This window comes from Streptomyces sp. NPDC051913 (genome assembly GCF_044593635.1).
GTDB lineage: Bacteria > Actinomycetota > Actinomycetes > Streptomycetales > Streptomycetaceae > Streptomyces.
Genome location: NZ_JBIUCI010000006.1, coordinates 526,771 through 542,862, shown reverse-complemented (window position 1 = coordinate 542,862; position 16,092 = coordinate 526,771). Strand labels below are relative to the sequence as shown.

Annotated in this window: 12 protein-coding genes; 8 read left to right on the top strand and 4 right to left on the bottom strand. The window is 70.7% G+C overall.

Going from position 1 to position 16,092, the window contains the following annotated elements:
• The first annotated feature begins 441 nt into the window (after positions 1-441).
• Positions 442-891: a PTS glucose transporter subunit IIA gene (locus ACIHIX_RS21790; RefSeq protein ID WP_399958539.1), complete on the top strand. Its 450-nt coding sequence runs from the start codon at positions 442-444 to the stop codon at positions 889-891.
• A gap of 79 nt (positions 892-970) precedes the next feature.
• Positions 971-2,641, top strand: coding sequence for a phosphoenolpyruvate--protein phosphotransferase (gene ptsP, locus ACIHIX_RS21785; RefSeq protein ID WP_399958536.1), 1,671 nt, complete (start codon positions 971-973; stop codon positions 2,639-2,641).
• Between the two features lie 71 nt (positions 2,642-2,712).
• On the opposite strand, the gene ACIHIX_RS21780 is transcribed toward ptsP, so the two are convergent.
• Positions 2,713-3,606, bottom strand: a complete 894-nt coding sequence (locus ACIHIX_RS21780) for a hypothetical protein (RefSeq protein ID WP_399958534.1) — start codon at positions 3,604-3,606, stop codon at positions 2,713-2,715.
• Between the two features lie 113 nt (positions 3,607-3,719).
• Positions 3,720-5,687 (bottom strand): acetoacetate--CoA ligase, encoded by a 1,968-nt coding sequence (locus tag ACIHIX_RS21775; RefSeq protein WP_399958531.1) that lies wholly within the window; start codon positions 5,685-5,687, stop codon positions 3,720-3,722.
• A 213-nt stretch (positions 5,688-5,900) separates the two neighbouring features.
• Here ACIHIX_RS21775 and ACIHIX_RS21770 point away from each other — a divergent pair, with 213 nt between their 5' ends.
• Positions 5,901-8,267 (top strand): glycoside hydrolase family 31 protein, encoded by a 2,367-nt coding sequence (locus ACIHIX_RS21770; RefSeq protein WP_399958528.1) that lies wholly within the window; start codon positions 5,901-5,903, stop codon positions 8,265-8,267.
• Positions 8,268-8,270: 3 nt separating this feature from the next.
• Here the strand turns inward: ACIHIX_RS21770 and ACIHIX_RS21765 are convergent, their stop codons facing one another.
• Together ACIHIX_RS21765 and ACIHIX_RS21760 are read right to left on the bottom strand one after the other, a co-directional pair.
• The gene (locus ACIHIX_RS21765) at positions 8,271-8,807 is read right to left on the bottom strand and encodes an NUDIX domain-containing protein (RefSeq protein ID WP_399958525.1); all 537 of its coding nucleotides are present in this window, start codon (positions 8,805-8,807) and stop codon (positions 8,271-8,273) included.
• 47 nt (positions 8,808-8,854) lie between these two features.
• A complete protein-coding gene (locus tag ACIHIX_RS21760) occupies positions 8,855-9,664 on the bottom strand; it encodes a M15 family metallopeptidase (protein ID WP_399958522.1) in 810 nt (269 codons plus the stop codon).
• Between the two features lie 98 nt (positions 9,665-9,762).
• Between ACIHIX_RS21760 and ACIHIX_RS21755 the strand changes: the two genes are divergently transcribed.
• From ACIHIX_RS21755 to glpK, 5 genes are all read left to right on the top strand, one after another.
• Positions 9,763-10,191 carry a Zn-ribbon domain-containing OB-fold protein gene (locus tag ACIHIX_RS21755; protein ID WP_399958603.1) on the top strand — a complete coding sequence of 143 codons (429 nt, stop codon included), beginning with the start codon at positions 9,763-9,765 and terminating at the stop codon, positions 10,189-10,191.
• Positions 10,188-11,378 (top strand): lipid-transfer protein, encoded by a 1,191-nt coding sequence (locus ACIHIX_RS21750; protein ID WP_399958602.1) that lies wholly within the window; start codon positions 10,188-10,190, stop codon positions 11,376-11,378. Before ACIHIX_RS21755 ends, ACIHIX_RS21750 begins: the two co-directional genes overlap by 4 nt.
• 121 nt (positions 11,379-11,499) lie before the next feature.
• A complete protein-coding gene (locus tag ACIHIX_RS21745; protein WP_399958519.1) occupies positions 11,500-13,125 on the top strand; it encodes an EAL domain-containing protein in 1,626 nt (541 codons plus the stop codon).
• A 644-nt stretch (positions 13,126-13,769) separates the two neighbouring features.
• Positions 13,770-14,495 carry an MIP/aquaporin family protein gene (locus ACIHIX_RS21740; RefSeq protein WP_399958516.1) on the top strand — a complete coding sequence of 242 codons (726 nt, stop codon included), beginning with the start codon at positions 13,770-13,772 and terminating at the stop codon, positions 14,493-14,495.
• 22 nt (positions 14,496-14,517) lie between these two features.
• Complete coding sequence (gene glpK / locus ACIHIX_RS21735) at positions 14,518-16,029, top strand: glycerol kinase GlpK (RefSeq protein WP_399958513.1); 1,512 nt, start codon at positions 14,518-14,520, stop codon at positions 16,027-16,029.
• The last annotated feature ends 63 nt before the right edge of the window (positions 16,030-16,092 follow it).

Genomic DNA, 16,092 nt, shown 5'->3' with positions numbered 1-16,092 from the left:
CTGGCGTTGATTTTTGGCACGCTGTTGAGTTCTCAAGGAACGGACGCTTCCTTTGTACTCACCCGAGAGACTCTCTCAGGCTTTCCTCCGGGCTTCCCTTCGGTGTTCCAAACTCTATCAGTGTTTTTCCGGCCCTCTGACCACCCTCCCGCAGGCATGCAGAAGGAGACCCAGAGATAGGATCTGACAAGTTGGTTGCTGCCAGGCAAGGGCGCTTGGTGGCGTCGCTCAACCCCGGGCAGGAGTACGACTGTACACGGGGCTTCGGAGCGCGTGCAAATCGATTTGGGCTATGGTCTAGACCACCAGTCGCCGACGGTACAGCAGGTGCCGGGCTCCCACACGGAACCCGTACTTCATATGACATACCCTGCTGAACAGTGCGCCGTCCGGTACAGGCAGTGACGGCCCATACAGATCTCCACCCCTGGGAGGCTTCCCATGACCACCGTGACGTCCCCTCTTGCAGGACGCGCCATCGGACTGGCTTCCGTGCCCGATCCGGTCTTCTCCGGGGCCATGGTCGGCCCGGGCACGGCGATCGACCCCGTGCGTGAGCCTTCCGAGGCTGTCGCCCCCGTCGACGGAGTCATCGTCTCGCTCCACCCGCACGCTTTCGTCGTCATCGACGACGAGGGACACGGCGTGCTCACCCACCTTGGTATCGACACCGTGCAGCTCAACGGCGAAGGCTTCGAGCTGCTCGTGAACAAGGGTGACACCGTGACGCGCGGTCAGAGCATCGTGCGCTGGAACCCGGCTGCCGTGGAGGCCGCCGGCAAGTCGCCGGTCTGCCCGATCGTGGCGCTCGAAGCCACGGCCGAGGCCCTCTCCGAGCTGCGGGACGACGGCGACGTGAAGGCCGGCGACAGCCTCTTCACCTGGAAGTGACGTCAGCTCCGTCGTATGACGGCAAGTAGTGGCAACCACCGCGGCGGCGGGACCCGCCGCACTATCGGAGACGGGTGAGATGGAAGCAACGCTGCGAGGCGTCGGCGTGAGCCACGGTGTGGCGATCGGCGAGGTTCGGCACATGGGAACGGCGGTCCTCGAGCCGCCGGCCAAGCAGATTCCGGCGGAGGACGCGGAGCGTGAACAGGGGCGCGCCCGCAAGGCCGTGGAAGCTGTGGCCGCCGACCTGATGGCGCGCGGCAATCTGGCCGGTGGCGAGGCCCAGGCCGTGCTCGAGGCTCAGGCCCTCATGGCCCAGGACCCCGAGCTGATGGCGGACGTCGACCGGCGTATCGCCGTCGGCAGCACGGCCGAGCGTGCGGTGTACGACGCCTTCGCCGCGTACCGCGAGCTGCTTGCGGGTGCCGGCGAGTACCTCGCCGGCCGGGTCGCCGACCTCGACGACGTGCGGAATCGTATCGTCGCTCGTCTGCTCGGGGTGCCCATGCCGGGTGTCCCGGACAGTGACGAGCCCTATGTCCTGGTGGCGCGTGATCTCGCGCCCGCAGACACGGCGCTGCTGGACCCGACTCTCGTTCTGGGCTTTGTGACCGAGGAGGGCGGGCCGACCAGTCACAGCGCGATTCTGGCGCGGGCACTCGGCGTCCCGGCCGTTGTCGCTCTGCCGGGCGCCGGTGAGCTGACCGAAGGCACCGTGATCGCTGTCGACGGCAGCACCGGCGACATCTTCGTGGAGCCGACCGAGGAGAAGAAGGCGCAGTTGGAGGCCGCCGCAGCCGAGCGCAAGGCGGCTCTCGCGGCGTCGACCGGGCCCGGGGTCACGGCGGACGGTCACAAGGTGCCGTTGCTGGCCAACGTCGGTGGTCCCGCGGACGTGCCGGCCGCCGTCGAGGCCGGTGCCGAGGGCGTCGGCCTGTTCCGTACCGAGTTCCTTTTCCTGGACGACAGCAAGAACGCCCCGTCCGAGGAGAAGCAGGTCGAGGCCTACCGGCAGGTGCTGGAGGCATTCCCCGAGGGTCGTGTCGTCGTCCGTGTGCTGGACGCGGGCGCGGACAAGCCGCTGGACTTCCTCACGCCGAGCGACGAGCCGAACCCGGCGCTGGGTGTGCGTGGTCTGCGTTCGCTCCTCGACCATCCCGAGGTGTTGCGCACCCAGCTGACGGCCTTGGCGAAGGCCGCTGAGGGGCTGCCTGTCTACCTTGAGGTCATGGCCCCGATGGTGGCGGACCGTACGGATGCCAAGGCGTTCGCCGACGCCTGCCGTGAAGCGGGGCTGCGGGCGAAGTTCGGCGCGATGGTCGAGATCCCGTCGGCCGCTCTGCGGGCGCGCTCGATTCTGCAGGAGGTCGAGTTCCTGTCGCTGGGGACCAACGACCTCGCGCAGTACACCTTCGCCGCGGACCGCCAGGTGGGTGCGGTGTCCCGGTTGCAGGATCCGTGGCAGCCCGCGCTGCTCGACCTCGTGGCGCTGTCCGCGGAGGCGGCGAAGGCCGAGGGCAAGAGCTGTGGTGTGTGTGGTGAGGCCGCGTCCGATCCGCTGCTCGCGTGTGTGCTGACCGGTCTGGGTGTCACCTCCCTTTCCATGGGTGCGGCGTCGATTCCTTATGTACGGGCGACGCTGGCGAAGTACACGCTGGCGCAGTGCGAGCGTGCCGCTGCTGCCGCGCGGGCGGCGGACAGTGCCGACGAGGCACGCGCCGCCGCCCAGGCGGTGCTGTCCGGCGAGTAGCCGGGCGGCCGATCGCGCGTCGGTGTTCTGGGAGGGGCGCTCCACCTTCGGGTGGGGCGCCCCTCTCGCGTTCAGTGACGGTGCCCTGGCTTCGGGCCCGCCGGTCCGAGGTCGGGCGGTACGCAGTAGTCGACGTCGGACTCCGGCGAGATGAGGTCGCCGGATTCGACGTCGGTGCAGTAGGCGTCGAACACCTCGCCGGCGGTGAGGGGCTCCAGGCCTTCGCCGCGCAGTCGCCAGCCGTAGATCCGGTCGGTGGTGCCGGGCGCGCTGGTGCGCATGACGAGGCCGCCGGGGCTCTGGGTCGCGAGGCCGAGGGCCAGGACGGTGGCGAATTCGAGGGCTTCGGCCTCGTCCAGCCGGGTGGCCCCGTCGGTGTCCGTGTCCGTGTGGAGGACGGAGACGAGTGTTTCTGGTGCTCCCGACACGCTGCAGACGAGGTGGTGGTTGCCGCGTGGGGCGGTGTCGAGGATTCGGGCGAGGAGGCCGGAGGCCCAGGTGAAGGCCGCCCGGCCGATGTCCTCGCCGCAGGAGGCGCAGGCGCCGAGGCGGGCCAGGAGCGTCGACGCGTACTCCCAGGTGGCCTGGCGGACCGCCTCGTCGATCAGGTCCGGGACGAGGTCGGTCAAGGGGCGGCCGTCGTACGGAACGGTCGGGCCCGTGGCGGCGAGTTCGGCGGTGAAGCGGGTGCGGCTGGACGCGATGTCGGGGTCGAGGCCCGTGTCCGCGCAGAAGTCGGCGTACTCCTCGGGGTCGAACAGGGCGACGGTGGTGTGGCTGCCCTGGGAGGCGCGGGTGCGGAGGAGTGCTTCCACCTGTTGGAGATAGCGGTTGTGGTCGTCGAAGGTGAAGCTTCGGTAGCGCCGCATGGCCCGGAAGTCGTGTTCGTCGGTGAGCAGGCCGATGGTGCCGGCGATTTCGCGGCGCAGGACGCGTCGCATGGTCTGGTGGTCTGTGTGCGCCATTTTTCCCCCTGTGCACAGTCGATCAATGCTCACTCACAGTAACCGGCGGCACTGACAACGGGGGTGGGCTGGGGATGCCGCCGTCGGCATGCGGTGTCGGCGGCGGCGTCGGGTCAGGCGCGTTTGCGGGCCAGCTCCTCGTAGAAGTGGAGCAGGTCGAGGTTGTCGATGGAGCCCGGGTTGACGGCCTTGTCGAGGGGGGTGCCTTGGAGGAGGCGCTTGACGGGGACCTCGATGCGCTTGCCGGTGAGGGTGTGCGGGATGCCTGGCACTTCGATGATCTCGTCGGGGACGTGGCGTGGTGAGAGCTGTTCGCGGATGGTCTGTTTGATGCGGCCGAGCAGGGCCTCGTCGAGGGCGGTGCCGGGGGTCAGGTGGACGAACAGGGGCATCCAGTAGCCGCCGTCGGGCTGTTCGATGCCGATGACGAGGGATTCCTTGATCTCCGGGAGGCGTTCGACGGCTTCGTAGATGTCGGCCGATCCCATGCGTACGCCTTGGCGGTTGAGCGTCGAGTCGGAGCGGCCGTGGATGACGACGGAGCCGCGGGAGGTGATGGTGATCCAGTCGCCGTGGCGCCACACGCCGGGGTAGGTGTCGAAGTAGCTGTCGTGATAGCGGCTGCCGTCGGGGTCGTTCCAGAAGTGGATGGGCATGGACGGCATGGGGTTGGTGACCACGAGTTCGCCGACCTCGTCGGTGAGGGGCTCGCCGCTCGGGTCCCAGGACTGGAGGTCGGTGCCGAGGCCGGCTGCCTGGAGTTCGCCGATGTGGACGGGGAGGGTGGGGACGGCTCCGGCGAAGCAGGAGCAGACGTCGGTGCCGCCGCTGACGGAGGCGATCCAGAGGTCGTCGCGGACCTCGTCGTGCAGCCAGCGGAATCCGTCGGGAGGCAGGGGTGAGCCGGTGGTGGCCACGCACTGCACCTTGGAGAGGTCGAAGTCGCGGCCGGGGTGGACGCCTGCCTTGCGGCAGGCCATGACGTATGCGGCCGAGGTGCCGTAGAGCGTGGCGCCCGTGCGTTCGGCGATCCGCCATTGGGCGCCGGTGTCCGGGTAGCCGGGGCTGCCGTCGTAGAGGACGATCGTCGTTCCGGTGAGCAGGCCGGAGACGAGGAAGTTCCACATCATCCAGCCGGTCGAGGTGTACCAGAAGAAACGGTCCTCGGGGCCGAGGTCGCAGTGCAGGCCGAGTTGCTTCAGGTGTTCGACGAGGATGCCGCCCTGGGACTGGACGATGGCCTTGGGCAGGCCGGTCGTGCCGGAGGAGTAGAGCACCCACAGGGGATGGTCGAAGGGCACCTGCTCGAAGGTGGGTTCCACGTCGGCGCTGGTCAGGGCCGTCCAGTCGAGGGCGCCTTCGGGGGCCTCGGTGCCGAGGAGGGGGATGTGGACGACGGCTCGCAGGGTGGGCAGTTCGCGGCGGAGTTCGGCCACGATGTCCCGGCGGTCGTGTTCCTTGCCGCCGTAGCGGTAGCCGTCGACGGTGAACAGGACGACGGGTTCGACCTGCTGGAAGCGGTCGAGGACGCTTCGGGCGCCGAAGTCGGGGGCGCAGGACGTCCAGACGCCGCCCACCGCGGCCGTGGCGAGGAGGGCGACGACGGCCTGCGGGATGTTGGGGAGGTAGCCGCTGACCCGGTCGCCGGGGCGTACGCCGAGGGCGCGGAGTTCGGCGGCGAGGGAGCCGACCTGGCGGCGTAGTGCGGACCAGGTGACGGGGCGTGGTTCGTGGGTTTCGTCGACATGCAGAAGGGCCGGTTCGTCCGCGCGGGTGGTGGCCGCGCGCAGGGCGTGCTCGGCGTAGTTGAGGGTCGCGCCGGGGAACCACTGGGCGCCGGGCATCGAGCGGTCGCCGAGTACGCGCGCGTAGGGGGTGGAGAACCGTACGTCGAACCATTCCGTGACGGCTTTCCAGAAGGTGTCCAGCTCGTCGACGGACCAGCGGTGCAGCGCGGGATAGCCGCCCTCGGAGGGGGCGCCGTGGTGTTCGGCGGCCCAGGCCTGGAACCTGGTGACCTGTGCCCGTGCGATACGTTCCGGATCGGGCTGCCAGAGCGGCTGAGGGTTCACGGTCGACATGGGGCGGCTCCCGGACTGTGCGCGTCGTGTGCGTCGTCCGCGCACGGGCGGGGGTGTGCGCGTGACGCGGATGACACGGACGATGCCATGTGATCGACTTCTGCACCAGGGTGCGCCCCACATAGTCCGTGTCGTGAAGATGTGGTCCCGGCACGGGTGAACGGAAGTTGAACGACACGCGCGCGTGGGGCGCTCAGTGGCAGGGTGAACAGCATGAACGGTCGTGACCTGGTGCGTTCGATGAAGGCGGTCGGTTCGGCGGGGGCGGCCCAGAGGTTGCGTACCGTGCGGGCGGCTTGGCGTACCCGGCGTGCCGATGCCGCGGGGTTGCCGACGCGTGGTGCGGAGCGTGCGCGGGTGCCGGGTCCGGTGCTGGAAGCGGAGCCGGGTCCGGGGGGTGGTGTGGTCCGGTTCAGCCGTTCCGAGCTGCGGATCACGGTGGCCGTGAACGGGGCCGTGTTCTGGGGGTGGGACGGGGCTGGTCCGGAGCCGTCGTACGCGCTGGCGGGCCGGTGTCCGGAGCCGGATCCGCGGGCGGTGCTGGAGCCCGACAAGGACGGTGGCTGGCGGGTGGTCGCCGAGCGGGCGACGGTCGTCGTCTCCCGTCACGGGGCGGTGGAGGTGCAGACGCCCGGTGGTGTGACCCTGCGCCGGGACCTGCCGCCGCGCTGGTGGGAGCCGGTCGGTGGGGGTGCGGGGCGTTGGATGCAGCGGTCGGAGGTGCCCGCGGACGCGCGTTTCTTCGGCCTGGGCGGGCGGGCCTCGGGGCCACGGCTGCGCGGTGGCACGTACCGGCTCTGGAACACCGACCCCGGTCGGGCCTTCGGTCCCGGCGACGATCCGCTGTACCTCACGATGCCGGTGCAGCTGGTGGTGGCCGACGCGGCGACGCATCTGGTGTTCCACGACACCTCGTGGGACGGCACGGTGACGTTGCGCGAGGGCGAGGAGGGGGCCGGTTCGGGACATGACCGGCCCGGGACGAGCGCTCTGCGGATGAGCGGCGGTCCCCTGCGTTGCTGGGTGATGGTCGGTACGCCCGCGCGCGTGCTGCTCGCCTGGGCTTCCCTGACGGGTGCGCCGGCGCTGCCGCCGGCCTGGGCTCTGGGTCACCAGCACGCGCGGTGGGGGTTCGGGAGTGAGCAGGAGGTGCGGCGGATCGTCGCGGGGTATCAGGATCACGATCTGCCGCTGGACGCCGTCCATCTCGACATCGACCACTACGACGAGCATCAGGTGTTCACGGTCGACCAGGAGCGTTTCCCGAAGCTGCCGCAGCTCGCCGAGGATCTGCGTCGGGACGGGGTGCGGCTGGTCTCGATCGTCGATCCGGCGGTGCGGGCCGAGCCGGGCAATGCCGTGTACGAGTCCGGCACGGTCGTGGACGCGTTCGTCCGGGACGCGGCGGGGCAGCTGGTGCGGGGCGAGGCATGGGCCGGGGAGTCGGTCTTCCCGGACTTCACGCACGCGCGCGTACGTGAGTGGTGGGGTGGCCTCTACAAGGAGCGGCTCGCGCAGGGCTTCGCGGGGTTCTGGCACGACATGAACGAGCCCACCTCGTTCACGGCGTTCGGGGAGCCGACGTTGCCGCGTTCGGCCCGGCACGCGCTGGAGGGGCGCGGCGGCGACCATCGTGAGGCGCACAACGTCTACGGCCTGTGCATGGCACGGGCCGCGTACGAGGGCGTGCGGGAACTGGCCCCGCAGGAGCGGCCGTTCGTCTTCTCCCGGTCCGGGTGGGCCGGCCTCCAGCGCTACGGGGGCACGTGGTCCGGTGATGTGGCCACGGGCTGGCCCGGGTTGCGGGCGTCGCTGGCGCTGGTCATGGGTCTGGGGCTGTGCGGGGTGCCGTACTCGGGTCCGGACGTGGGCGGCTTCGACGGGAGTCCGTCCCCGGAGCTGTATCTGCGCTGGTTCCAACTGGGCGCTTATCTGCCGCTGTTCCGCACGCACGCGAGTCTGCGGGCCGGCCGCAGGGAGCCGTGGGAGTTCGGTCCCGAGGTGCTGGAGCACGCGCGCGTGGCGCTCCTGGAGCGTCGGCGGCTGCTGCCGTACTTCATGACGTTGGCGCACCTGGCGCGACGCACCGGGACGCCGTATGTGCGGCCATTGTGGTGGGGCATACCGGAGGACCGGGCGTTGCGCGACTGTGAGGACGCCTTCTTGCTGGGTGACTGCCTGCTGGTGGCGCCGGTGCTCGATCCGGGTGCGGACCGGCGGGCGGTGCAGTTGCCGCGGGGCCGCTGGTACGACACGGTCACGGGCCGGGCGTACGACGGGCCGGGGCAGATTCTGGTGGACGCCCCTTTGTCGCGGATTCCGGTGCTCGCGCGCGCGGGTGCCGTCCTGCCCGTGCGAGGGGAGGACGGCGGCCTTGAGCTGGAGGTGTGGGCGCCGGCACGGGGACGGACCGGTGGCGGACTGGTGGTGCCGGACGCGGGTGACGGGTGGGACGAGCCGGAGATCGAGCGGTACGTCGTCCGGTGGCAGGGCCGGCGGGTGGTCGTCGAGCGGGAGGGTGAGGACGGCGTGAGCGCGCCGCCTCACCCGGTGCGTGTGCGGGGTGTCGAGGAGCGCTGAGGCTCAGACGTAGCGGCCCTCGAACCAGGACCGTACGGCCCGTGTGTGCAGGGGGAAGGCGAGCTCCTCAGGCCTGCGCAGGAGGTGCCAGCCTTCTGTCTCGTCCGTCGCGGCGGACGCGGGCAGGCTCTCGGCCGGGCGCTCGGGCAGGGACCCGAACAGCAGGAGGTGGCCGTCGGGCGAGCTCATGGCGTCGACCAGGCGCACGTCGCGGCTCGCCGCGTCGATGCCGGTCTCCTCCTTGAGCTCGCGGATGACGGCCTGGCGCCAGTCCTCGCGGTCGTCGACGTAGCCGCCGGGCAGTGCGATGCCCCCGCGCGCGGGGGCGACGGTACGGGTGATGACGACGAGGCTGGCGCCCTTGGTGTCGTACACGGGCTGGAGGGCCACCGCGACCGGGAGCGGGTTGCGGTAGGCGACGGCGGCGCACACGGGGCAGGTGCGGGGCCAGCCGGAGACGCCCTCTCCGAAGGGCGCTCCGCAGCTCGAACAGTGTGAGTCGGGCGCGGAGTTGGGGGTGGGGTGTTGAGTTTCGGACACGCGGCGGACTGTATCCGATCATCGGAGGAGCGTCTTCCGGGGGCGGCTCAGCGTTTGCCTGAAAGGGACTTCCAGGACACCGGGAAGTCGAAGTAGGTGTCCGGGTAGGGCTCGGGCTTGTACGTGTAGTGCCACCATTCCTCGGCCAGGTTCACGAAGCCGAGGTCTTCCAGGGTGGACTTGAGGAGCAGTCGGTTGGCGCGCTGTGCGCCCTGGACGCGCGGGTCGAGGGTGTGGGCGAGGGTGTCGAAGCAGTCGAATCCGGTGCCCATGTCGACGGAGTTGTCGGGGAAGCGCCGGTCCTGGGGCGCGTAGCAGGGCACCAGGGTCTCGCCGGGGTGGTAGGGCCTGGTGGGCAGCGCGGGGAGCCGCACGATGGTGAGGTCCATGGTCGAGCCGCGGCTGTGGCCGGACTTCTCCGCGATGTACCCGTCGGCGAACAGCCGGGTCTTGTCGACGTTCGGGTAGAACTCGTCCTTCATGGCCTGGTCGTCGAGGTCCTCGGCCCAGCGGACGAAGTGGTCGACCGCGCGCTGGGGGCGGTAGCAGTCGTACACCTTGAGGCTGTAGCCCTGCCTCAGCAGTTTCGCCTGGGCCTTGTGGAGTGCTTCGGCGGCGGGGCGGGTGAGGATGCAGAGGGGCTGGCGGTAGCCGTCGATGTGCTCGCCGACGAAGTTGTGCGCGGTGAAGTAGCGCATCTCCTGGATGATCGTGGGATCCACGGTTCTCAGCGCCACGAAGTCCGAGGGTGCCTTGGGTTCCGGGGTCGCCCGGGCGGTCGTGGAGACGGCGGTCACGGTCAGCAGGGCGGCGAGTGCGGTGCCCAGTCCGCGCAGTGCGCGTGAGAGTCGGGTCATGCCTCTGCCTCTGCCCATCTCAGGTCTCCCGTGACACACTTCTGACGTTCCGTCAGATCGACTGTCGGGGAGGAATCTTGTCGCGTTCACGCACTCCTGTGGTCGAGGGATGGTTCGGCGGCGAGGGAGATTCGTTTCGCCTGCTGGGCACCCGCTGCTCCGCCTGCACCTCGGTCTTCTTCCCCCGCGAGGACGTGCACTGCCGCAATCCGCGGTGCTCCGGCGGCGAGCTGATGGAGGCCCCCCTGTCGCGGCGCGGGCGCGTGTGGTCCTACACGGACGGCCGGTACCGGCCTCCGTCACCCTATGTGACCGATCCGGAACTTCCATGGGAGCCGTACGCGTTGATCGCTGTGGAGCTGGCGGAAGAGCGGATCGTGGTTCTGGGGCAGGGGGTACCGGGGCTGACCGTCGCCGATCTGGCGGTGGGCATGGAGGTGGAGGTCGTGCCAGGGGTGCTCCATGAGGACGTGGAGACGGTGTGGACGACCTGGCAGTGGCGGCCGGCGAAGGGGGTGAGGGCATGACCGGTGAGGTGGCGGTGCTGGGTGCGGGCATGCATCCCTGGGGCAAGTGGGGGCGCGGCTTCGTCGAGTACGGGGTGGCGGCGGCCCGCGCGGCGCTCACCGACGCCGGAGTGGAATGGCGGGAGGTCGACTCGATCGTCGGCGCGGACACGGTGCGTGGCGGATATCCGGGGTATGTGGCGGGGGCGACGTTCGCCAGAGCGCTGGGCTGGCAGGGGGCCAGGGTCACCAGCGTGTACGCGGCGTGCGCGTCGGGGGCGCAGGCGGTCAACGCCGCGCGGGCGCAGATCCTTTCGGAGCTGGCGGATGTGGTGCTCGTGGTGGGTGCCGACGCGGCACCCAAGGGGTTCTTCCGGCCCGCGGGTGGGGACCGGCCCGATGACCCCGACTGGCTGCGCTTTCGTGTGCTCGGGGCGACCAATCCGACGTACTTCGGTCTGTACGCGCGTCGGCGGATGGCGGTCCACGGGGACACGTTGGAGGACTTCGCGCAGGTCAAGGTGAAGAACTCGGCGATGGGCGCGCTGAATCCGTACGCGCGCTACCGCAAGCGGGTCACCGGCGAGGAGGTCGCCGCCTCCGCGGTGGTCGCCGATCCGCTGCGGCTGCTGGACATCTGCGCGACCTCGGACGGCGGGGCGGCCCTGGTGCTGTCCAGTATGGAGTTCGCGCGTCGGCACGGCGTGGCGGCACCGGTGCGTCTCCGCGCGGTGTCGACGGTGACGCCGCGGTACCCCAACACGGTGCTTGACCTGCCGGACATCGCCACCGACTCCGCGGTGGCCGTGGAGCCGCCCGACCGGACGTTCCGCGCGTCGATCGCCACGGCCGCCTACGAGGAGGCGGGCGTCGGCCCGGAGGACCTGTCCCTCGCCGAGGTCTACGACCTGTCCACCGCCCTGGAGTTGCAGTGGTACGAGGATCTGGGACTGTGCGGCGAGGGTGAGGGGGCGAAGCTGCTGCGGGAGGGTGCGACGGCCATCGGCGGGCACATACCCGTGAACCCGAGCGGAGGGCTGGCGTCCTTCGGAGAGGCCGTGCCGGCTCAGGCGATCGCCCAGGTGTGCGAACTGACGTGGCAGTTGCGGGGCACCGCGGGCGACCGGCAGGTGGCCGACGCACGGGTGGGGATCACGGCGAACCAGGGGCTGTTCGGACACGGATCGGCGGTGGTCGCCGTGCGGTGAGGCCGGGTGGAGCAGCGGAACCGCAAGGGCTTTCCCGTACGCTGCGTGATCGCCTGGGAATCCTGCGTGAACGTCGCGTGAACTGCGCTCGGGCGTGCGCGAGGAGCGCCATCATGCTCCCGTGCACTCCTGGACGGACACTCTCCGCTTCGCCTTCCAACCGGTGGTCAACCTGGCGACCGGCGGGGTCGCGGGGCTGGAGATACTCGCCCGCCCGGAGACCGGCGACGTCCTCGCCGAAGCCCGTCGCGATCCGGAACTCGACGGCAGGCTGGCGGTGTCGGCGGTCCGCGCGGCAGCGCGCAGGGAGACGCTGCTGCCGCTGCACGTCAACGTGTTCGCGGCGACCCTCGCCGACCTCGGCGGCCTCACCCCGCTGCACACCGCGGTGCGGGAAGCGGGCAGGCTGCCGTGGGAGGTGACCATCGACATCGGGCCCCCGTACACGCACGTGCCGCAGCATGCGTTGCTGGAGGCCGTGGCGGCGCTGCGAAGCCAGGGTTTCCGGATCAGCGCGGACGGGGTCGGAGACGGTGACGTACCCCTACGGCTGCTCACCGACATGGCGCCCGACCTGGTGAAACTCGACGCCTCCCTGCTCTCGCGGCCCGCGGCGGTACGGGCGATGCGCACGCTGTGCGAGCAGCTCGGGGCGCTGTTGTCGGTGGAGGGGGTGGAGACGGAGCTCCAGTGCGCGGCGGCGGTGTCGGCCGGTGCGCAGCTGGCGCAGGGCGAGTTGTTCGCGCCGCCGGCCCGGCTCCCCGCTGCGGACGTATACGTTCCGCCCCGCTCCCCCGCCACCGCGGGACCGCAGCGGTCGGGGCCGTCCGTACGGCAGTTCGTGCGGCCCGCCGCGTTGCTGCCCGCGACCGTGTCGGCGGGGCACGTGCGGGCGCTTCTGACGGGATCGCCCGAGGTGTCCGGGGTGCTGCTCGTGGACGCGCACGGGGTGCCGGTCCGGTCGGTGCACCGCTCCCGCTTCCTGCTGTCGATGTCGGGGCGTTACGGGCACGCCCTGTACGCCGACCGGCCCGCCGCCAAGCTCGGTGACGCGCCCCGCACGGTGGGTGTCGACGCCACCGCGTGGGAGGTCCTCGACGTGGTGGCCGTCGGCGGGCGGGACCGGACGTCGGACGACGTGGCCGTCGTGGACCGGTACGGCCGGTGCGTGGGCGTCGTACGCCTCGCCGATCTCGTGCGAGCGCTGGCCGAGTCCCGGGTGGAGGAGGCGGCCGGGCTCAATCCGCTGACGCGGCTGCCCGGTTCGGACGCGATCACGGGCGAGGTGGACCGGCGGATCGCGGACGGGCGGGCGTTCGCGTTGAGTTGGCTGGACGTCGACCACTTCAAGCAGGTCAATGACGGGGCCGGGTTCGCCGCGGGCGACGAGTTGATCCGGTCGGTGGGGCGGGCGTTGCAGCGCTCTGCGTCGGACAGCACGCGCGTGGGCCATATCGGGGGCGACGACTTCCTGGTCCTGGCCGATCCGGAGGGCCTGGATCCGGTGGCCGCGTCGGTGCTGGACGCGCCCTGGTCGGCGGGCGGGCGGCCCGTGTCGTTGTCCCTGGCCACCGTGGTGTGCGCGCCGGGCAGCGTCCTGGACCACCGGCAGGCGGCCGCCTGGCTCGCCCCGCTCAAGAAGGCGGCGAAGTCGCTGCCCGGGGCGAGTTGGGTCCTCGGGCGTGCGGGGCTGCCCGGACACGAGGTCCGGCGCGGTACGCAGGCTGCCGCCGCCCCGGCGGGGTGACCCCGGCCGACGTGAGGGCCACGTCGTCGGCCCGCCCACGCGTCGGCCGTTGCCTTCACGACTGCGGCCTCACCCGGCTGCGCGTCGGCCGTTGCCTTCACGACTGCGGCCTCACTCGGCTGCGCGTCGGCCGTTGTGTTCACCACCACGGGCCCGCCCGACTGCGCGTCGGCAGCCTGCCCTCGACCATCGCGCCATCCGGCCCACCTGTGCGAGGGTCAGCTGCCCTCGACCGTCGCCGCCCGGCGCGCCTGCGCGCTGTCGTCCGCCCTCGACCATTGCCATGCGGCCCGCATGAGCGGCGGTCGCCCGCCCTCGGTCACCGCCGCCCGGTCCGCCTGTGCGGCAGGCGCCTGCCCTCAACCGTTGTCGTCCGCGTCCTTGACGCCCCCTGGACACCGGTGAACACTTCCGATGTCAGTCGACATCGCCGTACATTCTCGGCGTATCCACGCACTGCGCCATGCGGGCACGGCTGCTCCAAGGCCCGCTCCCCCACGGGTGATTCGACTGCGACGGCACGCTCGTCACGGATGCCGGGCGGGGCGCGGGACCTCCTCGTCCCCGGCTGAAGTCGCCATGGGAAACGCACCCTGCACGGAGGACCGGGGTCGAACACCCCGGGCCGGGGCCTAGGAGCCGCCATGAGCAACGGAGACATATTCGTCGGTGAGATCATCGGCACCGCGATCCTGATCCTGTTCGGCGCCGGAGTGGTCGCCGCCGTCGTACTGAACGACTCGAAGGCCAAGGACGCGGGCTGGGTGGTCATCGCGTTCGGCTGGGGTTTCGGCGTGCTGGCCGGGGCCTACACCGCCGCGCCGCTGTCCGGGGGCCATCTCAATCCGGCGGTGACGATCGGCATCGCCGTGGACACCGGCGACTGGGACAAGGTCCCGATCTACATCGCCGGGCAGATGGTCGGCGCCGTTCTCGGCGCGGTGCTGTGCTGGCTGGTGTACTACGCGCAGTTCCAGGCCAACGCCGAGGAGGACAAGGCGCAGCCGACACTGGGGATCTTCTCCACGGCGCCCGCGATCCGCAATCCCGTGGCGAACCTCGTCACGGAGATCATCGCGACGATGGGACTGGTGCTGCCCATCCTGGCCTTCGGCCTGACCAAGGGGCTTGGCGAGTCCGGCACCGCGATCCTGATCGTCGCGTTCCTCGTGACCGGCATCGGCCTGTCCCTCGGCGGGCCCACGGGTTACGCCATCAACCCGGCCCGTGACCTGGGCCCACGTATCACCCACGCCTTGCTCCCGATCCCCAACAAGGGCACCTCGGACTGGGGTTACGCGTGGATCCCGGTGGTCGGACCGCTGATCGGCGGAGCGCTGTCCGGGCTCATCTTCAACGCAGCCTTCTGAAGGATCCGACGAAGGGGACGTCATGACGGACAAGTTCGTCGCCGCAATCGACCAGGGCACCACCTCCAGCCGCTGCATCGTCTTCAACCAGGACGGCGCCATCGTCGCCGTCGACCAGCGCGAGCACCGGCAGATCTTCCCCAAGCCCGGCTGGGTGGAGCACGACGCCACCGAGATCTGGTCCAAAGTGCAGGCAGTGGTGGCCGGGGCGCTCGCCAAGGCGGGGCTGCGCGCCGACCAGCTGAGCGCGCTCGGCATCACCAACCAGCGCGAGACGACGGTCCTGTGGGACCGCGCCACGGGCAAGCCCGTCCACAACGCGATCGTGTGGCAGGACACGCGCACCGCGGCGCTGACCCATCAGCTCGGCGGCTCCGACGGCCAGGACCGCTTCCGTGAGCAGACCGGCCTGCCCTTGGCGACCTACTTCTCCGGGCCGAAGGCGTCCTGGCTGCTGGACAACGTGCCGGGGTTGCGCGCGCGTGCCGAGAACGGTGAGATCGCCTTCGGCACCATCGACTCCTGGCTCATCTGGAACCTCACCGGCGGCACGGACGGCGGCCGGCACGTCACCGACGTGACCAACGCCGGCCGCACCATGCTGATGAACCTGGAGACCCTCCAGTGGGACCAGTCCATCCTCTCCGCGATGAACATCCCCGAGGCCGTCCTCCCGGAGATCAGGTCCTCGGCCGAGGCGTACGGCACGGCGGTCGGCCAACTCGCGGGCGTGCCGGTGGCGTCCGCACTGGGCGACCAGCAGGCGGCCGTGTTCGGACAGGCCTGCTACGACGTGGGCACGGCCAAGAACACGTACGGGACGGGCTCCTTCCTGCTACTCAACACCGGCAACCGGCCGGTGCCTTCGAAGAGCGGGCTGCTGACGACGATGGGCTACAAGATCGGGAGTGAGGCGCCGGTCTACTGCCTGGAGGGGTCGATTGCCATAACGGGCGCGCTCGTCCAGTGGTTCCGGGACCAGCTCGGCATCATCCGTACCGCCGACGAGATCGAGCCGCTGGCGGCGAGCGTCGACGACAACGGCGGCGCCTACATCGTGCCCGCGTTCTCCGGTCTGTTCGCCCCCTACTGGCGCTCCGACGCACGCGGGGTCGTCACCGGGCTCACCCGGTACGTCACCAAGGCGCATCTCGCGCGCGCGGTGCTGGAGGCGACGAGCTGGCAGACGCGCGAGGTCGTGGACGCCATGTTCCAGGACTCGGGCGTGCACATCACCACCCTCAAGGTGGACGGCGGCATGACCAAGAACAACCTGCTCATGCAGCACCAGGCGGACGTCCTCGACGTGCCGGTGGTACGGCCGAAGGTGTCCGAGACGACCTGCCTGGGGGCCGCCTACGCGGCCGGGCTCGCCACGGGGGTGTGGAACGACCTGGACGAACTGAAGTCGCACTGGCAGAAGGACGTCGAGTGGACGCCGTCGATGGAGTCGTCGGCGCGTGACCGGGAGTACCACAACTGGCGCAAGGCCGTGGAGAAGAGCTTCGGCTGGGAGGAGGACGGGGAGAACTAGCCGCACGCGCGCGTGAGGACGTAGAACCAGCCACGCGCGTGTGGTCGTGAACGCGGCCCGTAC